We start from the raw sequence: 1,777 nt of genomic DNA, 5'->3' as shown, positions 1-1,777 counted from the left end.
GGAGTTCATTGCAAAGTACTTGGAGTCGGGGATCATTAGACCGAGTAAGAGCCCATGGAGGAGTCCTATAGTAATTGCACCGAAGAAGGGTGAGAGAGGTAGGTTCTGTGTCGACTTTAGAAGATTGAATGATGTTACGGTGAGAGATGCTTATCCGATGCCAAGGGTAGAAGATCTGATTAACGCTTTACATGGGGCAAGTTACTTTAGTAAGATGGATGCTGAATCTGGTTATCATCAGATTGATATGGACCCGCGGGATATAGAGAAGACGGCTTTTGCGTGTAGGGAGGGATTGTTTGAGTTTACAAAGATGCCGTTTGGCCTGGTGAATGCTCCAGCTACATTCCAGAGGACGATGGACATGGTGCTTAAACCGTTTTTATATAAATTTGTGATAGTCTATATGGACGATATTTTGATCTATAGTAGATCTCTAGAGGAACATAAAGAGCATCTTAGAGAAGTTCGCAGGAAGTTGGAGGAGGTAGGTTTGAGGTTGAATGTTAAGAAATGTGAATACGGTAAGAGGGAAATAAAGATTTTAGGACATACTATCTCCGGAGGATGTGTAAAGGTGGACGAGGAAAAAGTGAAAACTATTAGGAGTCTACCAGTTCCCGACACTAGGAAGAAGTTGCAATCGTTTCTGGGATTATTTAATTATTGTACTAAGCACATTAAGGACAGCTATAAACTCACTGCGGAATTATATGCGGTACTCAAGCTTAAGGACAAAGCTGAGGTAGCGTTTTGGGCATGTTCAGAGAAGGAGACGGAGTATGTCAAGTCTATAGAGAAATGTAAGAAGGCGTTGGAGGAAGCTGCAATTTTGACGATTCCAGATTTGAATGAGAAGTTTACATTGACGACGGACGCGTCGAAAGAGGGTATTGGTGCTGTGCTTTCACAGGTAATAGACGGTGAGGAGAAAATTGTTTGCTATTATGGTGCGTTGAAAAATATGGCGGAAAGGAACTATTCCACGACTGAACAGGAGTTGCTGGCTGTGATCAAGGCGATTCAACATTTTCGTGAGTATTTAGTGGTACAAAAGTTTGAGTTAAGGACAGACCACAAGGCCTTGACTTACCTCTTTAAGTCGCGGAACATGAAGGCGCGACTAGCAAGATGGTCGTTATTGATACAGGAGTATGATTTTGATATAACTTATATTAAGGGAGAAGTTAACTTTACGGACCATCTTAGTCGGGAATTTGAAGGTACTTGTTTGGCTGTTCGGAAGGAGGAACTAACGGTTAAAGAGCTCTCAGATTTGAGGGCAAAGGAAATACTTATATACTATCATGATCTCCTTGGTCACGGTTCAGCGGGAAGTTTAAAGTATGCTGTATCGAGTAAATACACATGGAAAAATCGTAACAAGGACATTGCTGAGTTCGTAAGGAACTGTAGAATTTGCCAGCAGGAATCCTCATTAAATGAGAAGCAGGATAATGTTGTTATAGGATCAAAAGAAAAAGGGGAATTGTGGGAGGTAGATATAGTGGGACCGTTTAAGGATAGCGAGAGGGGATGTAAATATATTCTCACAATGATCGATCATTGCACAAAGATATCAGAAGTTTCAGCCCTTGTTACAAAGGATATGGAGACAGTAGTTAGGTTGGTGCATAGGTACATTACAAGAAAACACGGAGCCCCAAAATCGATTCTCTCCGATAACGGAAGGGAATTCAAAAATAGACTAACACAGGAGTATGCTCAGAGGTGGGGAATTAACTGGAAATTTGGGTCTCCCTATTGTCCAACAACT

General features: G+C 41.5%; 1 protein-coding gene. It reads left to right on the top strand.

What is annotated here, in order from left to right; translation table 11 throughout:
* Nucleotides 1–19: 19 nt before the first annotated feature.
* A partial coding sequence (locus tag ACRC28_RS14565) for a reverse transcriptase domain-containing protein (protein WP_438544172.1) occupies nt 20–1,777 on the top strand: 1,758 nt, incomplete at its 3' end.

The organism is Clostridium sp., from assembly GCF_051650885.1.
Classification (GTDB): Bacteria; Bacillota; Clostridia; order Clostridiales; family Clostridiaceae; genus Clostridium.
The sequence above is the reverse complement of the archived record's forward strand: the minus strand, read 5'-3'. Positions and strand labels throughout refer to the sequence as shown.